Genomic DNA, 18,634 nt, shown 5'->3' with positions numbered 1-18,634 from the left:
CCATTCGCATCAGACGATCGCAAGTATCCTGCTCGGCATGTTCGTCCTGTTCTTGCTGACGCAGGCGCCATCGGCACGGGCCGAGATCTGCGCCATCGACGACCGCGACCGCGAGGTCTGCCTCGATGCACCGGCCAGCCGCATCGCCGCGCTCTCGCCGGGCGCGACGGAGCTGGTCTACGCCGCTGGAGCGGGAGAGAAGGTTGTCGCGGTGGTGGCCTACAGCGACTACCCGCCCGAGGCAAAGGAAGTGCCATCGGTGGGCAGTCACACCCGCATGGACCTGGAAACCCTCGTCTCCCTGCGCCCCGACCTGGTGATCGGCTGGGTCACCGGTAACCCGCCCGAGCAGCTCGAGACCCTCGAGGCGCTGGGCCTGCCGGTGTTCTACATCGAGCCGCGGGATTTCGAGGGTGTCTCCCGTACCATCGAGCGGCTGGCGCGGCTTGCCGACACCCGGGAAAAGGGTGACCGGGCCGCAGCCGAGTTTCGCCACGGCATGGCGGCGCTGGCCGAGCGCTACGCCGAGGCCGAGCCGGTCTCGGTGTTCTACCAGGTGTGGGACGAACCGCTGATGACCGTCAACGACGAGCACCTGATCGGCAAGGTGCTGACCCTGTGCGGCGGTGACAACGTCTTCGGCGAACTGGCGCGACTGGTGCCGCGCATCGACGATGAATCGGTGCTCGCCGCCGACCCCGAGGCGATTCTGGCCGGCGGCATGGGGGAGGAGAACCGCGACTGGCTGACCCACTGGGAGCAGTACCCGAACCTGACCGCAGTCGAACGCGACAACCTCTACTTCGTGCCGCCATCGCTGATCCAGCGGCCCACGCCTAGGCTGCTGGAGGGGAGCCGCCTGTTCTGCGAGAAGCTCGACCATGTCCGCGACAAGCGTTGAGGCAATGACACTCCCTCGCCGCCGCTCGCTGTGGCTGCCGCTGGGTGTGCTGGCCCTGCTGGGGCTGGCGGCGCTGGTGCTGTCGGTCACGCTGGGCAGTGCCGCGCTGACGCTTGGCGATGTCGGGGCGGTTCTGCTGGGCGAGGGCAGCCCGCTGGCGCGCACCTTGATCCTCGAGCTGCGCATACCGCGCTCGCTTTCCGCCTTTGCCGTGGGCGGCCTGCTCGCCGTGGCCGGCGCCCTGATGCAGGTCTTGCTGCGCAACCCCCTGGCCGACCCCTATGTGCTGGGACTCTCCGGCGGCGCCTCGGTGGGGGCACTGGCCGCGATGCTTGCCGGACTGGGCGGGGCGGTGATAACCGGCTCGGCTTTTGCCGGGGCCTTCCTCTCGACGCTGCTGGTGTTCGGCCTGGCCCATGGTACCGGCAGCTGGACACCGTCGCGGTTGCTGCTCACCGGTGTCGTGGTCGCGGCCGGCTGGGGCGCGGTGATCACCCTGATGCTGGCGATCAGCCCCGCCGAGCGCCTGCCCGGCATGCTCTACTGGCTGATGGGGGATCTCTCCTACTCGCGCTCGCCGTGGCCGCCGCTGGCACTCTTGCTGCTGACCTGCTTGTTGCTGGCGCCGCTCGGACGCAGCCTCAACGTGATGGCCCGTGGCCCGCTGCAGGCGGCGGCGCTGGGCGTCAACGTACGCCCGCTGGAGTGGACGATCTACCTGGCCGCCAGCGTGCTGACGGCTTCAGCCGTGACCACCGCGGGCAGCATCGGCTTCGTCGGCCTGGTGGTGCCGCACATGCTGCGCCTGGTGCTGGGCAACGACCAGCGCCTGATTCTGCCCGCCTGTGCCCTGGCTGGCGGCACGCTACTGGTCCTGGCGGATACCCTGGCGCGCACCCTGATCGCCCCGGAGCAGCTGCCGGTGGGCGTGATCACCGCGCTGCTTGGCGTGCCGACCTTCCTTTACCTGCTCTATCGGAGCCGCTGATGAACCGACTCGAGACCCGCGAGCTGGTGATCGACGTGCCGGGCCGGCGCGAGGGTCGGCCGCTGACGCTCAGCGTCGAGCCGGGGCAGGTCTGGGGGGTGCTGGGTCCCAACGGCGCCGGCAAGACCACGCTGCTGCATACCCTGGCCGGGTTGCGCGCGCCGCGCAGCGGCCAGGTGCTCGTCGACGACCGCCCTTTGGCGGCGCTGGGGCGACGGCAGGTGGCACGCACCCTGGGGCTGGTGTTCCAGGAGCGTCACGACGGCTTCCCCGCCACGGTGCGCGAGACGGCACTGATCGGCCGCCATCCCTGGCTCTCGCCGTGGCAGATGGAGGGAGCGGAGGACTTGCGCCAGGCCGAGGCGGCATTGGAGCGACTCGATGTCGTTCACTTGGCCGAGCGCCTGGTCAGCACGCTTTCGGGGGGCGAGCGGCAGCGCCTGGCGATCGCCACGGTGCTGACCCAGGCACCGGGCATCTGGCTTGCCGACGAGCCGACCAACCATCTCGACCTGCACCATCAGACCGCCGTGATGGCACTGCTGACCGAGCAGGCCGCTCGGGGCAGGGCGGTGATGATGTGCCTGCACGACCTCAACCTGGCGGCACGCTGGTGCGACCACCTGCTGCTGCTCTACCCCGATGGCGAAGCGTGCTGGGGCCCGGCCGGCAGGATGCTGGTCCCCCACGCGCTCGAGCGGCTCTACGGCCAGCGCCTGGCGACCGCCGAGATCGACGGTGCCCCCGTTTTCGTTCCCGTGAGGTGATATGACGACTTCGACGATTCGCGGCGAGGCTCATGCCGCCCTGATCTCCGCTCCCGGCTCCGGCCAGGGCAAGTCCATGGTCACCGCAGCGCTGGCGAGGCTGCACCGCAACGCCGGGCGCCGCGTACGGGTGTTCAAGCATGGCCCCGACTACCTCGATCCCATGGTGCAGGAGGTCGCCTCAGGCCAGCCGGTTTATCAGCTCCACCCCTGGATGACCGGTGAAGACGAGTGCCGCTGGCGCCTGGCCGAGGCGGCCCGGGACGCCGACCTGATCCTGGTCGAGGGATCCATGGGCTTGTTCGACGGCGACCCCTCCAGCGCCGACCTGGCGATACTCGCCGGGTTGCCCGCGCTGCCGGTGATCGACGCCCGTGGCATGGCCCAGACCTTCGGTGCCGTGGCGCTGGGGCTGTCACGCTATCACCCCCAACTTGCCATTCATGAAGTGATCGCCAACCGCGTGGGCAGCGCGCGCCATGGCGACATGCTGCGCGACAGCTTGCCGCCCGGCATCGCATTGCTGGGCGCCGTGCCGCGTCATGAAGCGTTGAGCGTTCCCGACCGTCACCTGGGTCTGGTCCAGGCGGGAGAGCTTGAGGGACTCGACGCCCAGCTCGATGCCGCCGCCTCAGTGCTCGAGGAAGCGGGCCTCGACCGGCTGCCGGCGCGGATAACGCTGGAAGCCCAGGCCCCCGAGCCGCCGCCGCGCCTGCTCGAGGGCGTGCGCATCGGCGTGGCGCGCGATGCCGCCTTCGCCTTCCTTTACCGCGCCAATCTTGACCTGCTCGAGGCCATGGGAGCAAAGCTTGCCTTCTTCTCGCCGCTGGCCGACAGCGAGCTGCCCGGGTGCGATGCCTTGTGGCTCCCCGGTGGCTACCCGGAACTGCATGCGGCGAGGTTCGCCGCCAATGCGCCACTGCTGGACGCGATTCGTACGCATCACGATGCCGGCAAGGCTATCCTCGCCGAGTGCGGCGGGCTGATGGCGTGCATGGAGGGGCTGGTGGACGGTGACGGCCGCGCGCATGCGATGCTGGGGCTGTTGCCCGGTACCGCACGCATGGCCGGCAAGCTCAGCGCTCTCGGCCTGCAGAGTCTGACCACGCCGAAAGGGGAGCTGCGCGGCCACACCTACCATCATTCGCTACTGGAGACGCCCCTCGAGCCCATCGCCCGTGCCCGGCGACTGGCCGGCAGCCCGGCCGAGCCTGTCTATCGTCAGGGCGCCCTGACGGCCGGCTACTTCCACGGCTACTTTCCCTCGGCGCCGCCGCTGGTGGCGGGACTCTTCCGGGGCGAGCCCCTTTGACATGCGGATACCCAAGCCTGGCACCGAGACGTCTAGACTGCCTGACAGGCAGGCGGTATGCCTGTGGCATCGTGCCATGCGGTGGCCTGCCTGAATGGAAGCCAACGCCAGGGAGGTTGCCATGACCCGCGATACCATGAGCCACGTACACGTACCGATGACGTCCACCAAGAGCGGCACGCTCTACGACATCCTTCCGGACGTCATGGGGCTGACCGTCAAGATCGTCAACGTCTATTTCGTCGGCGATCCCGGGAGCAACGAGGACTGGGTGCTCGTCGATGCCGGTCTACCGCACGAGAAGAACACCATTCTCGAAGCGGCTGTGCGTCGCTTCGGCCAGGGCGCGCGCCCCAGGGCGATCCTGCTCACCCATGGCCACTTCGATCATGTCGGCTCGGCGGTGGAACTGGCCGAGCACTGGGACGTGCCCGTCTACGCGCATCCCCTCGAGATACCCTACCTGACCGGTGAGGCGCACTATCCCGAACCCGACAGTCAAGTGGAAGGCGGCATGGTGGCGAGCCTGTCGCGCTTCTTTCCCACCCGGCCGATCGATCTGAACCCGCGTATCGAAATGCTGCCCGAGGACCGCAGCGTGCCCGCCATGCCGGGCTGGCGCTGGGTGCCGACGCCCGGGCATAGCCCGGGCCATGTGTCCTTCTTCCGCGATGCGGACCGGGCCCTGATCGTCGGCGATGCTTTTGTCACCGTGCGTCAGGATGAACTCTACCAGGTGCTGACCCAGCGCCAGGAACTCAGCGGCCCGCCGCGTTACTTCACCCCCGATTGGGATACCGCGCGGGAATCCGTGAGGCGCCTGGCCGAACTCGAACCCGAGACCGCCATGACCGGTCACGGCATTCCCATGAAGGGGGAGGCGATGCGCCGCGACCTCAACGCCCTGGCCGCCGATTTCGATCGCGTGGCGCGACCGGCCTACGGCAGGAGCGTCGACCAGGGGCCCGACACGGGCCCATGAACTGAACCGAGGAGAGCATGCCGATGCGAGAGAATGCCAAGGACCCCCAACGCCATGCCCAGCGTATGGCCGCCAAGCAGAAGATCATGCAGGAGCGCATTGCCGGCGCCCAGAAGGAGCAGGGGCTGCTGCTGGTGCTTACCGGCCCCGGCAAGGGCAAGAGCAGCTCCGGGTTCGGCATGCTCGCCCGTGCCCTGGGCCACGGCATGACGGTCGGCGTGGTGCAGTTCATCAAGGGCCGGCGGGAGACCGGCGAGGAGGCCTTCTTCCGCCGTCAGCCGGGGGTGGCGTACCACGTGATGGGGGAGGGCTTCACCTGGGACACCCAGGATCGCGAACGCGATATCCAGGCGGCCGAGGCCGCCTGGGAGGTGGCCCGCGGCATGCTTGCCGATGCCAGCTACGATCTGGTGTTGCTCGACGAACTCAACATCGCCTTGCGCTACGAATACCTCGACCTCGACCGGGTGCTAGACGATCTCCAAGCGCGGCCGGCCATGCAGCATGCCGTGGTGACCGGCCGCTACGCACCCGAGCCGCTGATCGAACTGGCCGATACCGTCACCGAAATGAAGGTCGTCAAGCACGCCTTCAAGGAGCAGGGCATCAAGGCCCAGAAGGGCATCGAACTTTGATGTCCGGAGCATGTAGCGTCATGGCGGATCGCGGGTTATCTCCTCGTGCTGCCTTCGATATGTCTCGTAATCGGGAGGCAGGTGCTCGAGACATTCCTGCCGCTCCCCCCCGGGCAACTGGTTGCACTCGTTGAGATGACTCTGCTTGATGCCCTCGTAAACGCCGCGCGTGGTGCAGGATGCCAGCAGCAGCGCGACCAGACCCAGCAAGATGCTTACCCTGGTGTGATGTTTCATTGACCGTCCCTGTCGGCATGCAGGGGCAGGTATCCGCCCCGGTTGGGTCCAGGTTCCACTTCGGACTGCATGAGCCGTGGAGCCGCATGACGCACGGCGAGCCCCTGGTACGGGCCCGCGTTGATGAAGGATAGACAGGCATCTGACATGACGACACTGATGATTCAGGGCACCACCTCGGATGCAGGCAAGAGTACGGTGGTGGCGGGATTGTGCCGGGTGCTGGCGCGGCGCGGGGTGTCGGTGGCGCCGTTCAAGCCGCAGAACATGGCGCTCAACAGCGCGGTCACGGTGGATGGCGGCGAGATCGGCCGTTCCACGGCGCTGCAAGCGCTGGCGGCGGGCGTCGAGCCCCATAGCGACATGAATCCGGTGCTGCTCAAGCCGGAGAGCGACCGCGGCGCCCAGGTGATCCTGCGCGGTCGGGTGCACGGTCATATGGATGCACTTGGCTACCACGCCTACAAGCGCACCGCGCGAGAGAGCGTGCTGGCGGCATGGCAGGCGCTGTCGTCTCGCTTCGACGTGATCATTGCCGAGGGTGCCGGCAGCCCGGCGGAGATCAACCTGCGCCACAACGACATCGCCAACATGGGCTTCGCCGAGATGATCGACTGCCCCGTCGTCCTGGTCGGCGACATCGACCGCGGCGGCGTTTTCGCCCAGCTGGTGGGCACCCTGGAACTGCTGAGCGATAGCGAGCGCTCACGCACCCGTGGCTTCATCGTGAACCGCTTTCGGGGCGACATCGCCCTGCTCGAGCCGGGGCTCGAGTGGTTGGCCCAGCGTACCGGCAAACCGGTATTGGGCACGCTGCCCTATCTGCAGGGCTTCCTGCTCGACGCCGAGGACAGCATCGGACGAGGCGGCCGTGTGGGGCAAGGGGAAACGCTCAAGGTGGCGGTGCCGCGGCTGCCCCGCATCAGCAACCACAACGACTTCGATCCACTGCGCCTGCATCCGCGGGTCGAACTCAGCTTCGTCGGGCCGGGGCAGGCGATACCTGCCACCGATCTCATCATCCTGCCCGGCAGCAAGAGCACCTGCAGCGACCTCGCGTGGCTGCGTGCCCAGGGCTGGGAAACCGCCATCCGGCGACATCTGCGCTACGGCGGCCGTGTGCTGGGCATTTGCGGCGGTTTCCAGATGCTGGGTCGCGCGGTGCACGACCCGGATGGGCTCGAGGGGCCGGCGGGTTCGACTCCCGGCCTGGGGCTGCTCGAATTCGAGACGCGCATGGTCGCGGGCAAGCAGCTGCGCAACGTGAGTGGGCGCTTGCTTCCCGAAGAGGTGTCGATCACAGGCTATGAGATCCATAACGGCGTCAGCACGGGGCGAGCGTTGGAGCGGCCGCTCTGCCTTTTGGAGGGTGGCCCCGATGGCGCCGTCGATGACGACGGCCAGGTCATGGGCACCTATCTTCATGGCCTGTTTGAACGACCCGAGGCGTGCGAGGCGCTGCTGGCTCGCTGCGGGCTGAAGGCAGGCGGGGAAGCGGTGGATTACATGTCGCATCGTCAGTACGAACTCGACCGGCTTGCCGATACGCTGGAGGCGCATCTGGACATGGCTGTCATCGATCGGTTGCTTGCTGTCTGAGCGATCCCAGGCGGGCCGACACCGCAAGTGTCGGCCCGTTGTCTATGGAAGAGCGGCCGGTTCAATCCGGTGCGATGGGCAGCTGTCGCTTGTGCGCAGTACGCCGGTAGGTGCCCACGATGGTGTCGAAGGCGCGCTCGGACACCTCCCGGTTCTCCAGGAACGCGTCGATCTCCTCGTAGGTCACCCCCAGCGCCTCCTCGTCGAGCTTCTGCGGTGCGAGCGATTCCAGGTCGGCGGTGGGCGCCTTGTTGACCAGCGCATCGGGGGCGCCGAGGTGCTGGCCGACCAGGCGTACCTGCCCCTTGGTCAAGCCGGTGAGGGGGGCGACGTCGCAGGCACCGTCGCCGTACTTGGTGAAGAAGCCCATCAACGCCTCGGCGGCCTGGTCGGTGCCGATGACCAGCCCGCCGCGAGTCCCGGCCACGGCGTATTGGGCCACCATGCGCTGGCGGGCCTTGATGTTACCCAGCACGAAGTCCCGCTGCGCGGCGTCCTGGAATGACAGCCCGGCGCTCTCCAGCGCTTCCAGCAGGGCATCGCTGCCGCCCTGGATATTCACATCGAGCGTTTCGTCAGGCTGGATGAAGGCCAATGCCCTGTCGGCATCGTCGGCATCCTGCTGCACGCCGTAGGGGAGTCGCATGGCGACGAACCTGGCCTGCTCCCCCTGTTCCCGCAGCCGCTCCACGGCGAGCTGCGCTATACGGCCCGCCACGGTGGAGTCGACCCCGCCGCTGATCCCCAATACCAGCGTCTTCTGCCCGCTATCGCGCATGACCTGGCACAGGAAATCACGACGCCGTTCGGACTCATACCGGGCGTCGATATCCGCCTTTGCCTGCAGCTGCACGCCGATGGAGCGTTGTTCTGCCCGGCGAGATGGCCGCTCCGTCTCGGCCCCTGCCGAATCAGCATCGGTGCACAGCCGGTGGTAATGGGGCAGCCGCTCCAGGGCATAGTGGGCGGCGGCCAGGCGCACTTCGTTGCGCTCGCCGTCGAAGCGACGGGTCTCGCTGAAGTGGTAATGGTGGCCGTGGTGGCGAAATGCCCAGGCGAAGCAGACGGTGCCGATGGGGGTCTCGTCATCGCCGGGACTGGGGCCGGCAATGCCGGTGTTGGCCAGCGCCACGTGCGCATCGTTGTTGTTCAGTGCCCCGCTGGCCATTTCGCAAGCGACGGCTTCGCTGGTGAGGCCGTACGCTTCGATGGTGTCGAAGCTGACGCCGAGGTAGCGATTCTTCGACTGGGGCGAATAGACCGCGAGCCCGCAGTCGATACTTTGTCCGCTACCGGGAACCCGGGCCAATTCGGAAACGATCAGTCCGGCGGTGCACGACTCGGCGGTGGCGAGTTTGAGTTCGTTGTCGATCAGATAGTTTGTGACCCTGTCGAGCAGTTCCATTGCTTGCGTCTCCTCCTGGTAGCCGACTCGTCAAACGCCATCGGCAGTGAATCCTGTCGTGTTACCCGCTTCAGTCTAGTCGGCGTTGCGCCGCCGTGACGAGTTCATCGGCCGCTTCCCCTGCTGCGGCTCAGTCCCGAGTGGCAGCGGGGGGCGGGGCGATATTGTCGAACAGAGGCGGGTCGTCGCTGATGGCGCAGTCGACGCCCCAGGCCCAACGATTGGCGAAGGCGGCCGGGTCGTTGGCCGTATAGCACAGCAGGCGATACCCTGCGGCCTTGATCTCGCGGGCACGGCGGGAGGTGAGTCGCGTCCAGTCGGTATGGATGCTATAGGCATCGAGCGACTCGCAGCGCGAACGCCAGCGTTCGGGCACGCTCTCGGTCAGCACGCCGATGGGCAATTGAGTAGCGTCGGCCAGCGAACGGGCGCGATGCAAGGCGGGCTGGTCGAAGGAGGAGACGATCAACCGCTCCGGCGGTAGCGCCTCGAGCAGCCGGGGAATGGCGACCTCGGCCAGCTCGGTGCCGCTGCGCCGGTCGGCCACCTTGAGCTCCATGTTGACGCCCATGTTCAATTCCACCAGCAGGTCCAGCATGTCGCTCAGGGTCGCCATGCGTTCGCCGCGAAAGCCATCGCCGAACCAGCCGCCGACATCGAGCTTGCGCACCGTGGCGAGATCCTGCGCGGCGAGCCTGCCCTGGCCGTCGGAGCAGCGCTTCAGGGTGGCATCGTGCCAGATGACCGGCGTGCCGTCCCTGAGCAGTTGCACGTCCAGTTCCACCCACTGATAGCCGGCATCGTGCGCGGCGCGCACCGCGGCGAGGGTGTTTTCGGGGGCATGGGCGGACAGCCCGCGATGGGCAATCAATCGGGGTAGGACAACGTCGGGGTGCGATGGCATGGAAGGGCTCCGTTGGGGATCTCGGCAGGCTATAGGCTATTGATGACAGCATAGCGACCGCATCGGAATCGGCCGCGATTATGCTAGGCTTGCAGGCTTTGACGATGCAACGAGGCAAGGCATGAAGGTGATGACCCCCGAACGTGACGACCAGCGCGACGCCTGGCTCGCTCGGCTATGTGCCGACGTTTATGGTAGGGAAGCGGGGCTGTCGCCGTTGGTGATCTTCACCGGTACCCGGCAAGTCCTGTTTGCCCAGGAGGCGGCCAGGCTGTGGGCCCTGGCGGATGCCGAGGGACGGCCCGGGGCCTTGGCTTTGCTGGTTCTCGATACCGCCGGTACGGGCATGATTCTGTGGCACCATGCCTCGCCCGGGGGCGACCGGGAGAGCCTGCGTCGTATGATTCGCGAGCTGGCCCAGAAGGCACCGCTAAGGGTCGATGCGGCGGACCAGGATGAAGAGGCTTTCTACCGTCGTTGCGGCATCAACCGCTGGTTTGCCGCCTCTGGCGGCAGGCGAATCGGCCTCTCGCCCCATCATCCGGCGCGTGGCGTAGATGATCTGGAGCCGGCGCTGGGCTTCGATGACGACGCCATATTGCGTCGTTTCAAGCATGACCCCCGCTTCTTCGAGCAGGAGAAAGGCCGTTTTGTCGAGAGGCTGGCGGCATTTCCCGGTTGAGTGCCGCACCAGGGGCCCAGGACTTGACCGAACGCAGCGACAGCGGTTGGATGAAGCAGGACTCACGTTAGCGAACGAAGGAAAGTGAAATGGCCAAGCGCATCCAGTTTGCACGCACCGGCGGTTCCGAGGTGCTGGAGCTCGTCGACGTCACCCCGGCCGACCCGGCACCCGGCGAGGTCCGGGTCCGCAACGAGGCCATCGGGCTCAATTTCATCGACATCTATTTCCGCACCGGCCTCTATCCCGCCCCCGGCCTGCCGTCCGGGCTGGGCACCGAGGGTGCGGGCGTCGTCGACGCCGTGGGCGGGGGCGTCACCCATCTGAAGGAGGGCGATCGGGTCGCCTATGCCCAGGGGCCGCTGGGTGCCTATGGCGAATACCATGTGCTGCCGGCGGACAAGGTAGTGGTCCTGCCCGACGCCATCGCCACGGAAACCGCCGCCGCCAGCATGCTCAAGGGCCTGACCGTACAGTACCTGCTGCGCCAGACCTGCCCGCTCGAGGGTGGCGAGACGATCCTGTGGCACGCGGCTGCCGGCGGCGTGGGCTCCATTGCCTGCCAGTGGGCCAAGGCATTGGGCGTGAAGCTGATCGGAACCGTCAGTTCCGACGAGAAGGCGAAGCTGGCGAAGGCCAACGGCGCCTGGGAGACGATCGACTACACGCGCGAGAACGTGGTCGAGCGGGTCCGGGAGCTCACCAACGGTGAAATGTGCGACGTGGTCTACGACTCGGTGGGAAAGGACACCTGGGTCACTTCGCTGGACTGTCTCAAGCCGCGTTCGCTCATGGTCAGTTTCGGCAACGCCTCCGGACCGGTCGAAGGTGTCAATCTCGGCATCCTCAACCAGAAGGGTTCGCTTTTCGTCACGCGCCCCAGTCTCAACGGTTATGCCGACACCCGCGAGCGGCTGGAAATGATGTGCCGCGATTTGTTCGACATGCTGGGCAGTGGCCGGGTGAAGGTCGATATCGGTCAACGCTACGCCTTGGCCGATGCCGGCAAGGCCCAGGACGACCTGGCCGGCCGCAAGACCACCGGCTCGACCATCCTGCTGCCGTAAGCGCAAGCGAGGACTCGCTCACGCGACGCCCGCCTCTTCGAGGCGGGCGTCGGCGTTTTGGCACCGACTATTCGTTGCTGACGTAGGCGCCCATGGCACGCATGCGCGATTCAAAGCGCGCCACGTTGTCGACCAGGCCGTCGGGGCCGTAGGCGACGCATTCGGCCAGCAGGACTTCGATCAGCGTGATGGCGGAGAGGATCGAAGGAAAGAAGTGTGGGGTGGCATTGGCCACGGTGAAAGTCATTGCCGCACCGGGCACCAGCGGCGAGCGCAGGGTGTCGGTAACCACGATGGCCCTGACCCCGTTGGCACGCGCGATGTCCAGGGCGCGCATGGTCTCGGCGCAGTAGGGCTCGAAGCCGAAGGCGACCACCACGTCGCTCTCGTCGAAGGGGGCCAGCTCCGTGAGCAACCCGCCCTCCTGGCCGCGGATCAGCTGGATGTTGGGCATGGCGATGCGCCCCACATAGGCGAAATGGTAGGCGCAGGCGAAGGTATCGCGGAAGCCCACCACGGCGATCTTCTCGGCCCCGAGCAGCAGCCTGGCGGCATCACGCACACGCGCCTGATTGTCGGCGGTGAACAGGCGACCGATGTTGTCGAAGGCGGCATCGCCCACGTCGAGGAAAACCTGGTCGTCGGTCTGGCTGGCCAGGGTACGCAATTCGTTGGCTCGTCCCGAGAGTTCCACCGGGCCGGCCTGTACGGCCGATTGAAATACCTCACGAAACTGCTCGTAGCTATCGAAGCCGAGTCGCTTGGCCAGGCGCACCAGGGTCGAGGCGGTGACGCGGGCGGCGCCGGCCGACTTGCGGATCGACTGGAAGGCTATCTCGACCGGGTGTTCCAGCACATAGCCGGCGGCGAGCTTCAACTGCGGGCTGAGCTCGGGATAGGCGGCGGCCAGCTGCTGGTTGACGGCATCGAGGCCCGCCGGCGGGGCGTGCTCTCCCTCAGGAAGCTCGGCAGTCTGCATCTCTTGTTCCAGCACAGCACTCTCCTCGATGGATCAGGGTCCGGCGATGTGTCAGGGCAGGGCGAAGCCATTGTAACGCATGGCAATGGTGAACGAACGAAACAAATGTTTCTATTTTATTTTACAGGTGACACGTGCGTATTGACGTTCTCAGTGACCTTGGCTAGGATGCCGGATAAAACAGCTGTGCCTGTTATGAATAGATAACGGCACGTTTGTTTCGTTCCGGTGTTTCTGCACCGAACGTTATGCCAAGCCACGCAACGACGAGAGCACCCGCCACCTCATGGATCCAGCCAGCATCGAAACTCTCATCATCGACCGCCAGGGCGCGGTCATGGAGATCCGCTTCAACCGGCCGCATCGTCTCAACGCGGTGGTAGAGGCTTTCTACACTGAACTGCTTTCGGCGCTGACCGTCGCCGAGGCCGACCCTGACGTGCGAAGTGTAATCCTCACGGGAGAGGGTCGCGCCTTCTGTGTCGGTGCCGACATGAAGGAGCACGGCGGAGCCCAGCGCACGCCTTTCCAGCGCCGCCAGTACCTGCAGCTCGGCAACGACGTCTGCGAGGCGATCCTGCGCCATCCCAAACCGATCATTGCCGCCGTCAATGGCTACGCCCTGGGGGCCGGAGCCGAAATGGCGGTGGCCTGCGATTTCATCGTGATGGCGGAAGATGCCCAGATCGGCTTCCCCGAGACCAGCATCGGCACCTGTGTCGGCGGCGGCGTTTCCAAGTTACTGCCGCAGCTGGTGGGGCTGAGCATGGCGCGCCAATTGCTCTACACGGGGCGGCGCATCGACGGCCACGAGGCAGTGCGCATCGGCCTGGCCACTTCCCACCATCCCGGGGAGGCGTTGCTCGAGGAGGCTCGGCAACTGGCCGAGGTCCTGTCCGCTCAGGCACCGGTATCGATCGCCATGCTCAAGCGGCTGGTCAACCAGGGCAGCGATACCGGGCTGGAGAGCCAGTTGCAGCAGGAACTCGACGCGGTTTTCACCTGCTCGACCACGGATGACTGGCAGGAGGGGGTCGATGCCTTTGCCGAGAAGCGCTCCCCCCGATTCCAGGGCCACTGAAAGACTCAAGGATGCGAGACATGAACCCGATCGAAGGACACCTCCCGACACGCAGCCCGCTGCATGACATCCTGGCGCCTGCCGGCATCGCCGTGATCGGCGCCTCCAGCGACCCGACCAAGCGTGGCTACAAGGCCATGGTCGGCCTGATCAAGGATGGCTTTCGTGGCGACATCTATCCGGTCAATCCCAAGGCCGACATGATCCTGGGTATCAAGGCCTGGCCGTCGATCGCCGACATTTCCGGTCATCCGGAGCTGGCGCTGATCTGCACGCCGGCGCCCAGCGTGCCAGGGCTGATCGCGGAATGTGGCCGGCATGGCATCAAGGGCGCGGTAATCCTCGCCAGCGGCTTCGCCGAGATGAGCGAGGAGGGCGCCGATCTCGAGCACGAGATGATGCGCCAGGCCGAAGCGCATGGCGTACGCGTCATCGGCCCCAACACCTCGGGGGTGTTCAACCTGCATCACCGGCTCAACCTGCTGGCGCTGGACAACGTCAAGCCGGGTGACGTTGGCATCGTCTCGCAGTCAGGCAACATGCTGCTGTCGCTGGCACTCGAGGCCCAGTACAACGGCCAGGTCGGCTTCTCCACGTATGTGGGGCCGGGCAACCAGAGCGACATCGGCTTCAACGACTACCTTCGCTACCTCGGCGAGGACGAGCACACCCGAGTGGCCACCCTCTACGTGGAGGGCTTTCGCGACGGGCGCCGCTTTCTCGAGGTGGCGCGCGACGTCAGCGCCATGAAGCCGGTGGTGGTCTACAAGTCGGGCTCCACCGAGGCCGGCCAGAAGGCGGCCAGCTCCCATACCGGGGCGCTGGCCGGCAGCTACGCCATGACCGTGGACCTGCTGCGCCAGGCCGGGGTCAGCGTGGTGCATCGTTCCGACGAGATCCTGCCGGTGGCCGAGGGGCTCGGGCTGCTGCAGAAGGCGCGCGGCAAGCGGGTGGCGGTCGTCTCGGACGGCGGTGGCCAGGCGACCATCGCCTCCGACCGCCTGGCCGAGGCCGGGCTCGAACTGGCCGAACTGTCCGACGAGACGCGCCAAAAACTGCGCGACGTGCTCTTTCCCCAGGCCTCGACGGTCAACCCGGTGGACGTTGCCGGCTCCACCGATGCCAACCCTTCATTGCTGGCCACTTGCATGGAGATCGTCGCCGCCGACGACAACGTCGATAGCGTCTTTCTTGTCGGCATGTTCGGTGGGTACAGCATCCGCTTCGCCGAATCGCTGCTGGGCGACGAAATGCGTGGGGCCGAGGCGATGGTCGACCTGTCGAAAGCCACCGACAAGCCGCTCGTGATCTACAGCCTCTACACACCGATCAAGCCGCCGCCCCTGCGTCGCCTGCACGAGGCGGGCTTGCCGATATACGCCTCCATCGAGCAGTCGGTACGCGTGCTGCGGGCACTGGGCGAGCGGGGGGACTACCTGGCACTACGTGAAAAATATCCCTCCGAACCGGCGCTTGCTCCCAGGCAGGAACTCAGCGACATGTTCCAGCATGCCCAGGCCGAAGGGCGCGACCTGCTCGAGTATGAGGCCAAGCAACTGCTTCGCGAGCACGGCATCGAGGTGCCCCGGGATGCCGTCGTGCGCAGCGACGCGGAGCTGGGGGAGGTCGCCGCCAGCTTCGGCGACACGCCGCTGGCGATGAAAGTCATATCGAAGGATATCCTGCACAAGTCGGACGCCGGTGGGGTCAAGTTGAACCTGGTCGGCGAGGCGGCGCTGCGCCGCGCGCGGGAGGAGATTCTCGCCTCCTGCCGCGCTTACGATGCGCAAGCCGACATCGAAGGAATGCTGGTCGCGCCGATGGCCAGGAAGGGCGTCGAAGTGATCGTCGGCGTAATCCGCGACCCCATCTTCGGGCCGGTGTTGATGTTCGGCCTGGGCGGCATCTTCGTCGAGATTCTCGAGGACGTCGCCTTCCGCTCGATTCCCCTGTCGCGCCATGACGCTTGCAGCATGGTGGCACAGATCAAGGCACGCAAGGTCCTCGAGGGTGCCCGCGGGGAGCCGGCGGTGGACAAGGAGGCACTGGTCGAACTGCTGCTGACGGTTTCGCGCATCGCCGATGCCTACCCGGAGCTGGCCGAGCTCGATCTCAACCCGGTGATCGCCAATGCGGACGGCTATGCCGTGGTGGACGCACGCGTTATCGTGGAGCGCGATACCGCCGCCACTGCCAACGCAAAGGAGTCAACCGCATGAGCGAGAGCAAGGCCCAGCCCCCACAGCCCGTCCTGCAGGATTCGCTGCTCACCCTGGAGGGGCACGTGGCGACCCTGACCCTCGATCGCCACGACGTGCGCAATGCCCTGACCGGCACCGCCCTGGCCGACGACATCGTCGACACGGCGGAGTGGGTCAACCGCTGCGATGACGTCTCGGTACTGGTCATTACCGGCGCAGGCTCGGCGTTCTCGGCTGGCGGCAACGTCAAGGACATGGCCAATCGCGGCGGCGACTTCGCCGGCAACGTGGCCGAGGTGGCGGGGCGCTATCGTCGCGGGATCCAGCGCATTCCGCTGGCCTTGCAGGCGGTGGAGGTACCAGTGATCGCTGCCGTCAACGGGCCGGCCATCGGCGCGGGCTTCGATCTCGCCAACATGGCCGATATCCGTATCGCCTCGCGCAAGGCAAAGTTTGGCGAGACCTTCCTCAACCTGGGCATCATCCCCGGTGACGGCGGTGCCTGGTTCATGCAGCGCCTGATCGGCTACCAGCGTGCCTTCGAACTGACGCTCTCGGGCCGGGTGATCGATGCCGATGAGGCCAAGGAAGTCGGCATCGTGCTCGAAGTGACCGATCCGGAATCGCTCATGCAGCGAGTGAACGAGCTGACGGCGCGCATCGCTGCCCAGCCACCCAAGGCGACGCGACTGACCAAGCGCTTGATGAAGATGGCCCAGCGCACCGAACTCAAGGATTTCCTCGACGTCTGTGCAGTCTTTCAGGGCATGTGCCATAACGAGCCGGAGCATCTCGAGGCGGTGAACGCCATGCTCGAGAAGATGACGAAGTAGCCTTTATTCCCTTTCAAGATCTGTTCGGTCCAGGTCGGGGCCTGGACACCTGTATGCGCGATAAGCGATAGAAAGGACTGGACCTTTGGCCGACCGGCTGTTGTGCTGAGACTGAAGCCATCAAACGGAGTGATGGAATGTCCGACCACACGCTGGTTCTGATCGTCCTCGGCCTGACGCTGGCCGCCTTTGTCTGGGGGCGCTTTCGCTACGATCTGGTGGCGCTTTCGGCGCTGCTCGTCTCGGTCCTGCTGGGGCTGGTGCCGGCCGACGAGGCGTTCTACGGCTTCGGCCATCCTGCGGTGATCACTGTCGCCGCGGTGCTGGTTCTCAGCCGCGGCTTCGAGCGCTCCGGTGTGGTCGACTTCATCGCCGAGCAGGTGCTCAAGGTAGGCGACAGGCTGTTCCTGCAGCTGGTGGCGTTGACCAGCACGGTCTTGTTGCTTTCGGGGTTCATGAACAACGTCGGTGCCCTGGCGTTGCTTTTGCCGGTGGCCATGCGCCTTGCCCGCGAGCACGATACCTCCCCCTCGCTACTGTTGATGCCGCTGGCCTTCGGTTCGTTGCTTGGCGGGCTGATGACGCTGATCGGCACGCCGCCCAACATCATTATCGCCAGCTATCGCGGCTCGGTGACCGGCGAAACGTTCGGCATGTTCGCGTTCTTTCCCGTGGGCGCCCTGGTCGCCCTGGCAGGGCTCGCCTTCATCGTGCTGCTTGGCTGGCGGCTCGTGCCCAAGCGGGTAGGCAAGGCAACCACCGAGGAGATGTTCGATACCGCCAACTATCTCGTGGAACTGAAGGTCAATGAGAAGTCCAAGGCGGTGGGCTGGACGCTGCGCGAATTGCAGCGGGAGGTGGAGGAGAGCGTGCCCGTGCTGGCCGTGTTGCGCGGCGATCGGCGGTGGGCCGGGCACGCCTTCCTTGGCACCCTGATGGAGGGCGATATCCTCCTGATCGAAGCCGGGCCCGAGGAGATGAAGCTGCTCGAGGACAAGGCTGGGCTGCACGTGGGGCTCGATCCTGAAGAGCAGAAGGCGCAGGAGAACGAGGCCCAGGCGGAGGGGAACGATGCGCGCAACACCGGGGCGAACATCGGGCCGATACGATCGGAAGGCGAGGGGGTGACGCTTGGCAAGACGAACGAGAAGGACGAACCCAAGAAGAAGCCGACCGATACCGAAGGACTCGAACTGGTCGAAGCGGTAGTGCGCAACGATTCCATGATGATCAACCGAACCGTTACCCAGCTGCGGCTGCAGAACCAGTACGGCCTGCACCTGATCGCCGTGGCTCGCGACGGCGGGAGGCTCAAGCAGCGCTTGCGTGACATCCGTTTTCGCGCCGGCGACGTACTGCTGCTTCAGGGGGGCGAGAGCAACCTCAGCGAGAGCTTGTCGATGTTGGGCTGCCTGCCGCTGGCCCGGCGCAACCTGCCGCTGGGCCAGCCACGCATGCTGCTGGTATCGGTGGCCGTCTTCGCCGTGGCCATCATGGCCATGCTGTTCGACCTGTTGCCGGCAGCGGTGGCGCTGATGGCCGCTGCCTTGGTCTCGATGCTGGCGGGTGTGCTGCCGCTGCGCGAGGCCTATCAGGCCATCGATGGGCCGGTCATCGTCCTGCTGGGCGCCATGATCCCCGTAGGCCAATCGCTGGAAACCAGCGGCGGCGCGGCCCTGGTGGCCGAAAGTCTGCTTCAGGCCGGCGACCAGTGGCCGGTCGTGGTGCTCCTGGTCGGCCTGTTTCTGCTCTCGATGCTGCTCTCCAACGTCATCAACAACGCGGCGGCGGCACTGCTGATGGCGCCCATCGCCGCCAGTCTGGCCGAAGGTTTTGGTGCCTCGATCGATCCGTTCCTGATGATCATTGCCGTCAGCGCTTCCTGTGCCTTCCTCACGCCCATCGGGCATCAATCCAATACCCTGGTGATGGGGCCGGGCGGTTACCGCTTCGGCGACTACTGGAAGATGGGCCTGCCGCTCTCGCTGCTGGTGATGACGGTGGCGGTGCCGATGATATTGCTGGTCTGGCCCTTGTAAGAAATCACGATTCACCACGCTC

General features: G+C 66.2%; 17 protein-coding genes. 13 read left to right on the top strand and 4 right to left on the bottom strand.

Annotated elements, in window-relative coordinates:
* The first annotated feature begins 37 nt into the window (after positions 1-37).
* From ACOJCM_RS17815 to cobO, 6 genes are all read left to right on the top strand, one after another.
* Positions 38-901: a cobalamin-binding protein gene (locus ACOJCM_RS17815; RefSeq protein WP_445213505.1), complete on the top strand. Its 864-nt coding sequence runs from the start codon at positions 38-40 to the stop codon at positions 899-901.
* Between the two features lie 4 nt (positions 902-905).
* Positions 906-1,889 carry a FecCD family ABC transporter permease gene (locus ACOJCM_RS17810; protein WP_445213397.1) on the top strand — a complete coding sequence of 328 codons (984 nt, stop codon included), beginning with the start codon at positions 906-908 and terminating at the stop codon, positions 1,887-1,889.
* Entirely contained in the window at positions 1,889-2,656 is a 768-nt protein-coding gene (locus tag ACOJCM_RS17805; RefSeq protein WP_445213396.1) for an ABC transporter ATP-binding protein, read from the top strand. Before ACOJCM_RS17810 ends, ACOJCM_RS17805 begins: the two co-directional genes overlap by 1 nt.
* 1 nt (position 2,657) lies before the next feature.
* Entirely contained in the window at positions 2,658-3,968 is a 1,311-nt protein-coding gene (locus ACOJCM_RS17800) for a cobyrinate a,c-diamide synthase (RefSeq protein WP_445213395.1), read from the top strand.
* Between the two features lie 121 nt (positions 3,969-4,089).
* The gene (locus ACOJCM_RS17795) at positions 4,090-4,950 is read left to right on the top strand and encodes an MBL fold metallo-hydrolase (protein WP_445213394.1); all 861 of its coding nucleotides are present in this window, start codon (positions 4,090-4,092) and stop codon (positions 4,948-4,950) included.
* Between the two features lie 23 nt (positions 4,951-4,973).
* The gene (gene cobO, locus ACOJCM_RS17790) at positions 4,974-5,585 is read left to right on the top strand and encodes a cob(I)yrinic acid a,c-diamide adenosyltransferase (RefSeq protein WP_445213393.1); all 612 of its coding nucleotides are present in this window, start codon (positions 4,974-4,976) and stop codon (positions 5,583-5,585) included.
* An 18-nt stretch (positions 5,586-5,603) separates the two neighbouring features.
* On the opposite strand, the gene ACOJCM_RS17785 is transcribed toward cobO, so the two are convergent.
* Complete coding sequence (locus ACOJCM_RS17785) at positions 5,604-5,822, bottom strand: hypothetical protein (RefSeq protein WP_445213392.1); 219 nt, start codon at positions 5,820-5,822, stop codon at positions 5,604-5,606.
* Positions 5,823-5,969: 147 nt separating this feature from the next.
* Here ACOJCM_RS17785 and ACOJCM_RS17780 point away from each other — a divergent pair, with 147 nt between their 5' ends.
* Complete coding sequence (locus ACOJCM_RS17780) at positions 5,970-7,421, top strand: cobyric acid synthase (protein WP_445213391.1); 1,452 nt, start codon at positions 5,970-5,972, stop codon at positions 7,419-7,421.
* Between the two features lie 61 nt (positions 7,422-7,482).
* Here ACOJCM_RS17780 and nadE read toward each other — a convergent pair whose 3' ends face one another.
* Both nadE and ACOJCM_RS17770 read right to left on the bottom strand, forming a co-directional pair.
* Positions 7,483-8,826: an ammonia-dependent NAD(+) synthetase gene (gene nadE, locus ACOJCM_RS17775; protein WP_445213390.1), complete on the bottom strand. Its 1,344-nt coding sequence runs from the start codon at positions 8,824-8,826 to the stop codon at positions 7,483-7,485.
* Between the two features lie 130 nt (positions 8,827-8,956).
* Positions 8,957-9,730 (bottom strand): glycerophosphodiester phosphodiesterase family protein, encoded by a 774-nt coding sequence (locus ACOJCM_RS17770; protein WP_445213389.1) that lies wholly within the window; start codon positions 9,728-9,730, stop codon positions 8,957-8,959.
* 121 nt (positions 9,731-9,851) lie between these two features.
* Here ACOJCM_RS17770 and ACOJCM_RS17765 point away from each other — a divergent pair, with 121 nt between their 5' ends.
* Together ACOJCM_RS17765 and ACOJCM_RS17760 are read left to right on the top strand one after the other, a co-directional pair.
* Complete coding sequence (locus ACOJCM_RS17765) at positions 9,852-10,412, top strand: hypothetical protein (protein WP_445213388.1); 561 nt, start codon at positions 9,852-9,854, stop codon at positions 10,410-10,412.
* Between the two features lie 89 nt (positions 10,413-10,501).
* Entirely contained in the window at positions 10,502-11,479 is a 978-nt protein-coding gene (locus ACOJCM_RS17760) for an NADPH:quinone reductase (RefSeq protein WP_445213387.1), read from the top strand.
* A 67-nt stretch (positions 11,480-11,546) separates the two neighbouring features.
* Here ACOJCM_RS17760 and ACOJCM_RS17755 read toward each other — a convergent pair whose 3' ends face one another.
* Positions 11,547-12,473, bottom strand: coding sequence for a MurR/RpiR family transcriptional regulator (locus tag ACOJCM_RS17755; protein ID WP_445213386.1), 927 nt, complete (start codon positions 12,471-12,473; stop codon positions 11,547-11,549).
* Between the two features lie 271 nt (positions 12,474-12,744).
* Between ACOJCM_RS17755 and ACOJCM_RS17750 the strand changes: the two genes are divergently transcribed.
* The 4 genes from ACOJCM_RS17750 (at position 12,745) to ACOJCM_RS17735 (ending at position 18,612) form a co-directional block, all read left to right on the top strand.
* Positions 12,745-13,539: an enoyl-CoA hydratase/isomerase family protein gene (locus tag ACOJCM_RS17750; RefSeq protein ID WP_445213385.1), complete on the top strand. Its 795-nt coding sequence runs from the start codon at positions 12,745-12,747 to the stop codon at positions 13,537-13,539.
* Between the two features lie 20 nt (positions 13,540-13,559).
* On the top strand, positions 13,560-15,758 hold the full coding sequence (locus ACOJCM_RS17745) for an acetate--CoA ligase family protein (protein WP_445213384.1): 2,199 nt from the start codon (positions 13,560-13,562) through the stop codon (positions 15,756-15,758).
* On the top strand, positions 15,755-16,573 hold the full coding sequence (locus tag ACOJCM_RS17740) for an enoyl-CoA hydratase-related protein (RefSeq protein WP_445213383.1): 819 nt from the start codon (positions 15,755-15,757) through the stop codon (positions 16,571-16,573). Before ACOJCM_RS17745 ends, ACOJCM_RS17740 begins: the two co-directional genes overlap by 4 nt.
* Before the next feature lie 137 nt (positions 16,574-16,710).
* The gene (locus ACOJCM_RS17735) at positions 16,711-18,612 is read left to right on the top strand and encodes an SLC13 family permease (protein ID WP_445213382.1); all 1,902 of its coding nucleotides are present in this window, start codon (positions 16,711-16,713) and stop codon (positions 18,610-18,612) included.
* The last annotated feature ends 22 nt before the right edge of the window (positions 18,613-18,634 follow it).

This window comes from Billgrantia hypersalina (assembly GCF_052584175.1).
The sequence above is the reverse complement of the archived record's forward strand: the minus strand, read 5'-3'. Positions and strand labels throughout refer to the sequence as shown.

Coding starts and splice junctions, on each gene's coding strand:
- ACOJCM_RS17745 (WP_445213384.1), top strand. CDS start 13,560: ATGAACCCGATCGAAGGACACCTCCCGACACGCAGCCCGCTGCATGAC.
- ACOJCM_RS17810 (WP_445213397.1), top strand. CDS start 906: ATGACACTCCCTCGCCGCCGCTCGCTGTGGCTGCCGCTGGGTGTGCTG.
- ACOJCM_RS17765 (WP_445213388.1), top strand. CDS start 9,852: ATGAAGGTGATGACCCCCGAACGTGACGACCAGCGCGACGCCTGGCTC.
- ACOJCM_RS17815 (WP_445213505.1), top strand. CDS start 38: ATGTTCGTCCTGTTCTTGCTGACGCAGGCGCCATCGGCACGGGCCGAG.
- ACOJCM_RS17795 (WP_445213394.1), top strand. CDS start 4,090: ATGACCCGCGATACCATGAGCCACGTACACGTACCGATGACGTCCACC.
- ACOJCM_RS17780 (WP_445213391.1), top strand. CDS start 5,970: ATGACGACACTGATGATTCAGGGCACCACCTCGGATGCAGGCAAGAGT.
- ACOJCM_RS17750 (WP_445213385.1), top strand. CDS start 12,745: ATGGATCCAGCCAGCATCGAAACTCTCATCATCGACCGCCAGGGCGCG.
- nadE (WP_445213390.1), bottom strand. CDS start 8,826: ATGGAACTGCTCGACAGGGTCACAAACTATCTGATCGACAACGAACTC.
- ACOJCM_RS17760 (WP_445213387.1), top strand. CDS start 10,502: ATGGCCAAGCGCATCCAGTTTGCACGCACCGGCGGTTCCGAGGTGCTG.
- ACOJCM_RS17735 (WP_445213382.1), top strand. CDS start 16,711: ATGTCCGACCACACGCTGGTTCTGATCGTCCTCGGCCTGACGCTGGCC.
- ACOJCM_RS17740 (WP_445213383.1), top strand. CDS start 15,755: ATGAGCGAGAGCAAGGCCCAGCCCCCACAGCCCGTCCTGCAGGATTCG.
- ACOJCM_RS17800 (WP_445213395.1), top strand. CDS start 2,658: ATGACGACTTCGACGATTCGCGGCGAGGCTCATGCCGCCCTGATCTCC.
- ACOJCM_RS17805 (WP_445213396.1), top strand. CDS start 1,889: ATGAACCGACTCGAGACCCGCGAGCTGGTGATCGACGTGCCGGGCCGG.
- ACOJCM_RS17785 (WP_445213392.1), bottom strand. CDS start 5,822: ATGAAACATCACACCAGGGTAAGCATCTTGCTGGGTCTGGTCGCGCTG.
- cobO (WP_445213393.1), top strand. CDS start 4,974: ATGCGAGAGAATGCCAAGGACCCCCAACGCCATGCCCAGCGTATGGCC.
- ACOJCM_RS17770 (WP_445213389.1), bottom strand. CDS start 9,730: ATGCCATCGCACCCCGACGTTGTCCTACCCCGATTGATTGCCCATCGC.